6 protein-coding genes are annotated in these 7,676 nt (G+C 76.5%); 5 read left to right on the forward strand and 1 reads right to left on the reverse strand.

Annotation, left to right across the window (positions count from 1 at the left end):
- Nucleotides 1-2,786: FtsX-like permease family protein (locus AB0B76_RS58375; RefSeq protein WP_360394935.1), on the reverse strand; the 2,786-nt coding region annotated here is incomplete at its 3' end.
- Between the two features lie 112 nt (nt 2,787-2,898).
- On the opposite strand from AB0B76_RS58375, the gene AB0B76_RS58380 reads away from it, so the two are divergent.
- From AB0B76_RS58380 to AB0B76_RS58400, 5 genes are all read left to right on the forward strand, one after another.
- Nucleotides 2,899-4,470: an Hsp70 family protein gene (locus AB0B76_RS58380; protein WP_360394938.1), complete on the forward strand. Its 1,572-nt coding sequence runs from the start codon at nt 2,899-2,901 to the stop codon at nt 4,468-4,470.
- Nucleotides 4,471-4,472: 2 nt separating this feature from the next.
- Nucleotides 4,473-4,955, forward strand: a complete 483-nt coding sequence (locus AB0B76_RS58385) for a hypothetical protein (RefSeq protein WP_360394941.1) — start codon at nt 4,473-4,475, stop codon at nt 4,953-4,955.
- Nucleotides 4,956-5,063: 108 nt separating this feature from the next.
- Nucleotides 5,064-6,053 carry a hypothetical protein gene (locus AB0B76_RS58390; protein ID WP_360394943.1) on the forward strand — a complete coding sequence of 330 codons (990 nt, stop codon included), beginning with the start codon at nt 5,064-5,066 and terminating at the stop codon, nt 6,051-6,053.
- A complete protein-coding gene (locus AB0B76_RS58395) occupies nt 6,050-6,604 on the forward strand; it encodes a phosphonate degradation HD-domain oxygenase (RefSeq protein ID WP_360394946.1) in 555 nt (184 codons plus the stop codon). Before AB0B76_RS58390 ends, AB0B76_RS58395 begins: the two co-directional genes overlap by 4 nt.
- Nucleotides 6,605-6,655: 51 nt before the next feature.
- Nucleotides 6,656-7,435, forward strand: coding sequence for a methyltransferase domain-containing protein (locus AB0B76_RS58400; protein ID WP_360394948.1), 780 nt, complete (start codon nt 6,656-6,658; stop codon nt 7,433-7,435).
- The last annotated feature ends 241 nt before the right edge of the window (nt 7,436-7,676 follow it).

Here is a 7,676-nt window from a genome sequence, read left to right on the forward strand (position 1 = left end):
CCGGACTGCGGGCGGCCCAGATCGGCTGGGCGGGCCCGATCGGGTTCTACTCCAAGGCCGTGGGCGCCCGGGTGGAGCGCGTGTTCTGGATCTACGACCGCGAGCGCGGCGGCCGCGGCGAGCAGGCCGAGGGCGGCGGCGAAGAGCCGGTAACGCTCGGCGACGGCGGGCCCGCGCGCGGCGAGCCGGTCAGCGCGGGCGGCGACGCTGTCCTCGCCGAGCACGGTCAGCCCGGCGGCGCGGAGCCGGTCGGTGAGCCCGGGCCCGGCGCCGGCCGCGAGCCAGACCTGGTCGGTGCCGGCCGAGGACCCGCCGGCGCCGAGGCGCTGGGCGGCGTCGAGGTCGACGAGCACGCCGGACCCGCCGAGGACGGGCAGCAGCGGGGCGGTGCCGGCGACGTGGACGGGCACGGCGCCGCCGCCGAAGAGGTCGAGCGCCGGGTCGCCGAGGCGCCACGGGGCCGGGGCCTCGCCGGCCAGGACGGCGGGCAGCGGCAGGCCGGCGCCCATGACGTAGACGCGGTCGTCGAAGCCCCAGGCGGCGTTGGGCAGCGACAGCGTCAGCGCCCCCTGCCGCGCGCTGACCTGCATCGCGGGCCCGATGAGGCCGGTGCGCCACTGCCGCGGGTCGCCGAGGAACGCCGCGTCGAGCACCCGCGCGGCCGGGGCCTCCTGGCGCACCTCGGTGATGGTGAGCGTGGCGGCGGCGACGTCGCTGGGCGGGGTGTCGGCGGTCGGCTTCACGGGCTCGTCCGACGGGCCGCCGGCGCTCGCGGGCCGTGGCTGGATGAGGTCGAGGCGGACCAGGCGGCAGGTCTCGGCGCAGCCGGTGACGTCGGCGGCGGCCTCGTGCTCGCCGCGGTCCAGCGGGCCGAGGGTGACGGTGGCGCGCCGGCCGGTGACGGTGTTCTGCACGACCACGGCCAGGCCGACCGGCCCGGCGCCGTCGTTGCGGGCCCGCACGACGAGCCGGCCGCCGCTGATGCCCGGCTCGTCCGCCCCGGTGCCGGCCGGGCGCAGCGACGGCAACGGCCCGTACTCCGGCCGCCACCCCGCCACCGCCGCGAGCCGGGCCGTGTCGACCGCGATGACGGGCGGGCCGGACGTCCGGTCCACGACGACCGCCATCGCCTCGCGGCCGCCGGGGTCGGCGCGGCGCACGCCCTCGAGCAGCGCGGTCGGGTTGGCGGCCCGGACGGTGAGCACCCGCGGCGCGCCGAGCTCCTGCGCGGCGCGGGCGTCGCGGGCGTCGAACCCGGCGAGCCAGCCGCCGGTCGCGGCGCACACCCCGGCGACCGCGACGGCGATGAGGGCCATGAGCCGGTCGCCGCCCGGCTGGCGGGACAGCGCGACGGCGGCGAGCCCGGCCCGCAGCCGCCCGGACCGCAGCGCCCCCGAGCCGGCCCGGGACGCGGCGCCGGCCAGGATGCGGGCGGCGGCCACGGCGACGATGACGGCGACGAGCAGCGGCACGGCCGTGCGCAGCCCGCTCCCCCACAGCTGGGCGGCGGCGAACCCGGCGAGCACGACGAGGATCACGTCGACGGCGGCCCGGCGCGCCCTTCCCGGCGACGGTACCCGCCGCAGCAGCACCGCCACCGGCGCGCGCAGCACCGCGAGCTCCCCGGCGGCGATCGCGGCCAGCCCGCCGAGGACCGCGCCGACCGCGGCGAGCCCGGCCAGCAGCCACGCCCCCGCCACCCCGCCGAACGGCGGCGCGAGCCCGGCCGCGGGCCCGCCGAGCAGGCGCCCGGCCACCCAGCCGAGCCCGAGCCCGAACGGAAGACCGGCCAGCAGCGGAACCGCCAGCTGCCCGACCCCCAGCCGCAGCGCCCGCCGCCGGGATCCGCCGCGCAGCTTCAGCAGCCCCGCGTCGCCCCGCCGCTCGCGCGCGGTCTGCCGGCCCGCGAGGGCGAGCGCGAACCAGCACAGCACCACCGCCGCGAGCGTCCCGGCAAGGGCGCCGCCGCGGATCGCGGCCCGGTCGGCGGCGATGCGCTCGACGAGCCCCTGGCCGGGCGCGACGAGCGTCAGCCCGGCCCGCCCGAGCGCGAAGTCGGCCGCGCGCAGCCGGTCGGCGACCGGGGACCCGGGGTCGGTGAACGCCGATTCGGGCAGCTCGGCGGTGTAGGCGAAGGTCGGCCCGGCCAGCTGCGGGCTCTGGAAGGTCCCGACGGCGGTGAACATCGGGTCGGGCCCGCCGTCGCCGGCCCGGAAGAGCGAGTCGCCCCAGTACGCCCCGGCCGCGCCGGCGAGCTCGTAGCGCCCCACGACGGTCGCCGGCACCGCCTTCGCGCCGGGCCGGTTGCGCAGCTCGAGCGCGTCGCCGGTGTGCAGCCCGAGCGCGTCGGCGGCGGCGACGCTGAGCAGCACCTCGCCGGCGGCCTGCGGGCAGCGCCCGTCGACCTGCAGGTGACGGCAGGCCTCATCGCGGTACACCACCGGGATTTTCGTCGTTGTCTCGCCCCGGTTCAGCAGCATGTCGGCGGCGACCCCGACGGTGCCCGCCCTGGCCGGGCCGAACCCCGGCAGCAGCCGCTCGACCGTGTCGCGGTAGGCGGCCAGCGCGGACTCCGGGTCGCCGTCGGCGTTGGTCTGGCGGCGGACCGAGATCGTCCGCTCGGCCGCGGGGGCGGCGGCGACATCGGCCGCGGCCGCCCGGCGCCCGGCCCCGGCGGCGAACCACGGCCCGGCGGCGGCCGCGGTCACCAGCAGCACGGCCAGCACGAAGACGGCCCACGCCTGCGCCGCCCGCGCTCGCAGCGCACTGAGCACCAGTCCGAACACGGCCGCCTCCCCAGGGTTGATCGCAATGGGCACCTTACGCGGCGGGTCTGACACTTTTACCGACCCGATCGACCGATCGTCTCCGGGCGCAGGCGATCTCTATGCTTCCCGCGTGCCGGACGCCGCGCTCGGAATCGACTACGGAACATCGAGCACCGTGGCCGTGCTGCGCCATCCCGGCGGCAAGGTGCGCCCGCTGCTGTTCGACTCCTCGCCGCTGCTGCCCTCGGCGGTCTTCCGCAACGACGCGGGCCGCCTCCTCGTCGGCCGCGACGCCGAGCACGCCGCGCGCCTCGACCCGGCCCGCTACGAGCCGCACCCCAAGCGCCGCATCGACGACCTCGAGGTGCTGCTCGGCGACCGCGCCGTGCCCGTGCCCGAGCTGGTGGCGGCCACCCTGACCCGGGTCCGCGCGGAGGCGCTGCGCACGCTGGGCGGCCCGCCGGCCACGGTGACGATGACCTGCCCGGCGACGTGGGGCTCGGCCCGCCGCCAGGTGCTGCTCGACGCGGCCGCGCAGGCCGGGCTCCCGGCCCCGGACCTCGTCGCCGAGCCCGTCGCGGCGGCCACGTACTTCGCCGCGGTGCTGGGCCATGCGGTACGCCCCGGGCAGTGCGTGGTCGTCTACGACCTCGGGGCCGGCACGTTCGACGCCAGCGTGGTGCAGCGCACCGCCGACGGGTTCCGGGACCTGGCCTGCCGCGGCCTCGACGACGTCGGCGGCCTCGACCTCGACGCGCTGGTCGTCGCCCACGCCCGCACCGTCGTCGAACCGTCCGCGCCCGGCACGTGGCCGCGGCTCGCGGCGCCGCAGTCCGCCGCCGACCTGCGCCACGCCACCATGCTGTGGACCGATGCCCGCCACCTGCGCGAGGCGCTGTCGCGCGAGTCCTCGGCGAGCATGTTCATCCCGGTGGCCGACCAGGAGGTGCTCTTCACGCGGCAGCAGTTCGACGCCGCGGCCGAGCCGGTGCTGGCCCGCACCGTGCAGCTCGCCCTGACCACGCTCAAGGAGGCCCGGGTGCGGCCGGATGCGGTCGCCGGGTGGTTCCTGGTCGGCGGCGGTACCCGTACCCCGCTGATCGCCACGATGCTGCACCGCGCCACGGGCGTCGCCCCGACGGTCCTCGAGGAGCCGCAGCTGGTCGTCGCCGAGGGCGCCCTGCACCTGGCGGCCGGCCCCGCGCCCGCGCCCGTCGCCGCCCCGGCGGTCCCGCAGCCCGACGAGCGACTGTGGCCGGACCCGCCAAAAGCCGGACCGCCACCAAACGCCGCAACGCCAGCAAAAGCCGCCACGCCAGCAAAGGCCGCCACGCCACCAAACGCCGCAACGCCACCAAACGCCGCAACGCAACCAAACGCCGCAACGCAACCCAAGGCCGTGACGAGGGCGACGCCGGCGCCCGAGCGTAAACCGCCGGCCGGGTACGGCACCGGCTTCACCGAGCTGTTCGCGCTGGTCGCCGCCGCCGTCGCGGCCCTGCTGGTGCTCGTGCCCGCCTTGCTGGGGATGGGCGGCGCGAGCGGCCCGTGGCTCACCGGCGGCGGCGCGCTCGCGGCCGGCGTGCTCTGGCGGGCCGTACGCCTGCGCCTGCCCGGCTCCCGGGCGGTCGACTGGACGGCCTCCACCGTCGCGGCCCTCGGGGTCGGGATGATCCTGATCTGGTATCTGGCAGGGGAATGACGATGGCGGCTTCCTACGACTCGATTCGAGCGACCGAACTCGCCGCCATCGCTCTGGGCGGCGTGGCGGTCGCGATCTGGGCGACCCGGACGGCCCGCCCCGGTGCCGACGCCCCCGCCGAGCCGGGTCCCGCGCCGAGGCTGCCCGCAGGCGCCGCCGAGGTGGGCGGGCTCGTGGCCGTGGTTCTCGCCGCGGCCGGCAACCTGGCCGCCTCGCCGGTGACCGGCAGTTTGTACGCCGACTGGCTGACCGTGCTCGGGCTCGTCCTGGCCGCCGCGCTGCGCGGCTACCGCCTGGCCCGGCCGGGGCCGCGGGTCCTGGACCACCTGGGGGCCGTCCTCGCGCTCGTCCCGGCCTTCGCCCTGCTCGCCGCCGCCGTGTCCCTGCTGCTCGATCACAACCTGACCGTCAGCCCCGTCTACGCGGTCGCGGGCGGCCTCGCGCTCGCCGCCGGGCTGAGGTGGAGGCGCCTCGCCGGGGCGTAGTGGCCGCCCGGCGAGGATCCGTGCGCCGCGGCAACACTGACATTTGTACCGGCCGATCACGTACACACGAAACTACCCGCGGTCTGAGCTGCGGCGCACGCTGTCGGTATGCGGAAACAAGCCGTGGCACTGTTCTTTCTCGCGCCCCTCGTCGCCGAGTTCCTGCTCGGGGACTTCGGGATCAACGCGCTCTTCGCGCTGCTCTTTCTTGCGCCCATGTACGGCGGCGGGGCGATTCTCATCCGGGAGTTCGCGCGGCGCACCGGGCGGGGGTGGCCGACGATGCTGACGCTCGCGCTCGCGTACGGCGTGATCGAGGAAGGCCTCGTCACGCAGTCGCTGTTCAACCCCAACTACGCGGGCCTGCACCTGCTCCAGCACTGGTTCGTGCCCGGCCTCGGCATCTCGGTGCCGTGGACGATCACCGTCCTGGCCGTGCACACGATCTGGAGCATCAGCGTGCCGATCGCGCTCGTGGAGAACCTGAACCCCGCGACGCGCACCACGCCGTGGCTGCGGGCGCCCGGGCTCGTCGTGGCCGGGGTACTCTGTGTGCTCGGCGCGGCGTTGAACGTGTTCGGTACGCAGAGCAGCGACCACTTCACCGCGCCGTGGCCTCGGCTCGCCGGGGCCGGGCTCGCCGGGCTGGTGCTGGTCGTGCTCGCGTTCCGGTGGCCGCACCGGGAGACGGTGCCGGGCCGGGTGCCCGCGGCGTGGCGGGTGCTCGTGCTCACGCTCGTGGCCGGGGCGCTGTTCCGGCTGCCCGACTCCGCCCCGACCTGGGTCAGCGTGGGGCTGATGGTCGTGGTGTTCGGCGGGATGGCGGCCCTGGTGCTGCGCTGGTCACGGCGTGACGGGTGGGGGGCCGGGCACCGGCTGGCGCTCGCGGCCGGGGCGACGCTGACCTACGCCTGGCACTCCTTCTCCATGAAGCCGTTCATGGGCGACGGGCCGGTCGTCACGCCCGTCAGCCACGTGGTGTTCGCCCTGCTCGCGCTGCTGTTGTTGTACTTCGAGCAGCGTGCGCTTCCCGGCCATGAGCGGCCGGAGGCGCAGTTCAGGCGCGGTTCACCGGCGGCGAGCACGATCGAGCCATGAACGGCGACGCGGCGGTGGACGAGATGCAGGCGCTCTTCGAGGGCGAGGGCGCGCGGGACTATCTCGGCGAGCCGGTCACCCAGGCCGAGCACATGCTGCAGGCGGCGGCGCTCGCGGTACAGGCGCAGGCTCCGGAACCCCTCGTCGCCGCCGCGCTGCTGCACGACGTCGGGCACTTCCAGGGCCTGCTCACGGGGGCCGACCTCATGGAGGGCCGCGACAACCGGCACGGCGACACCGGGGCCGGCTGGCTGGCGCGGTGGTTCGGGCCCGCGGTGTGCGAGCCGGTGCGGCTGCACGTGGCGGCGAAGCGGTACCTGTGCGCGGTCGAGCCGGGGTACCACGACCGGTTGTCCGAGGCGTCCCGGTTCACGCTCGGCGTGCAGGGCGGCCCGATGTCGCCGGCCGAGGTGCGCCGGTTCGCCGCGCACGGGTTCGCCGCCGACGCCGTGGCGCTGCGCCGCTGGGACGAGCAGGCCAAAGAGCCGGGCGCGAAGGTGCCGGCCTTCCAGTGGTACCGCGAAATGCTCGTCCGTCTGATGTCGGATTGACGATCGGTTTCCGGGCAGCCGGGCCGGGGCGCGCCGGGTGAGACTGGCTTGATGGCCACCGATGTCCCCGCCGACGCCCGGCTCATCTGCGCGCTGGACCACATGGCCGCGAACCCCGAGATGCAGCGCGTGCGCGAGGTCGCGTTCGCCGCCCTGCATCTGGCGCCCGGCCAGCGCATTCTCGACGCCGGGGCGGGCACCGGCGAGGTGGCGCGGTGGCTCGCGACCCGCCTGTGCGACACCGGCTCGATCGTCGCGCTCGACGCCTCGGAGGCCGCGATCGCCGCGGCGCGGGCCCGCGACGAGGGGACCTGCGTGCAGTACCTGCGCGGCGACGTCACCGCCCTGGACTTCCCGGACCACTGGTTCGACGCGGTGCGCTGCGAGCGGGTCCTGCAGCACCTGGCCGAGCCCGGCCGCGCCGTGGCCGAGCTGGCCCGGGTCACCCGCGCCGGCGGCCGCGTCTGCCTCGTCGACACCGACTGGGAGTCCGTCGCCGTCGACGGGCTGCCCCGGCCGCTGGTCGCCCGGGTCCGCGAGCACCTGCTGGCCACCGTGGCCGGCCAGCACCTCGACATGGGCCGCACGCTACGCCGTCGCCTGCACCACGCCGGGCTGCACGACGTGACGGCGGTGCCGGTCGCGCTGTACTTCCCCGACCCGATCGCCGCCGCGGCCGTGCTGCCGATGGTCAACCCGATGGTCCCGGCCGAGGCCGGCCTGATCCCCGGCGACCTGCGCGAGGACTGGTTCGGCGCGCTGAGCGAGGCGGGCGAGCGCGGCGACTTCCTGGCCACCCTGACCATGTGGGTGGCCGCGGGCACGGTCTAGGCCCTGTCCTGCCGATCATGTCGAGCCGAGACGAGGTCCAGATTTCGCCTGCGTGTGCCCCGCGGAGGCCTGGCTACCGGTGTTGCAACCCGGCCTTCGCGGGGTGCGCGCAGGCGGAATCTGGGCCCGGCGCAGGCCGGCATGATCGGCAGGACAGGGCCTAGTAGGACTTTGTTAGGTTTGTCGATGCTTGTTGCGCTGTAACGGTTTCACGGTTTGGTGGCAGGTGGGGCATGCGCCG

This window comes from Dactylosporangium sp. NPDC049140 (assembly GCF_040648435.1).

Bases quoted from the DNA above. Each gene is read 5' to 3' on its own strand.
- AB0B76_RS58385 (WP_360394941.1), top strand. From the start codon at position 4,473: ATGGCGGCTTCCTACGACTCGATTCGAGCGACCGAACTCGCCGCCATC.
- AB0B76_RS58390 (WP_360394943.1), top strand. From the start codon at position 5,064: ATGCGGAAACAAGCCGTGGCACTGTTCTTTCTCGCGCCCCTCGTCGCC.
- AB0B76_RS58395 (WP_360394946.1), top strand. From the start codon at position 6,050: ATGAACGGCGACGCGGCGGTGGACGAGATGCAGGCGCTCTTCGAGGGC.
- AB0B76_RS58400 (WP_360394948.1), top strand. From the start codon at position 6,656: ATGGCCACCGATGTCCCCGCCGACGCCCGGCTCATCTGCGCGCTGGAC.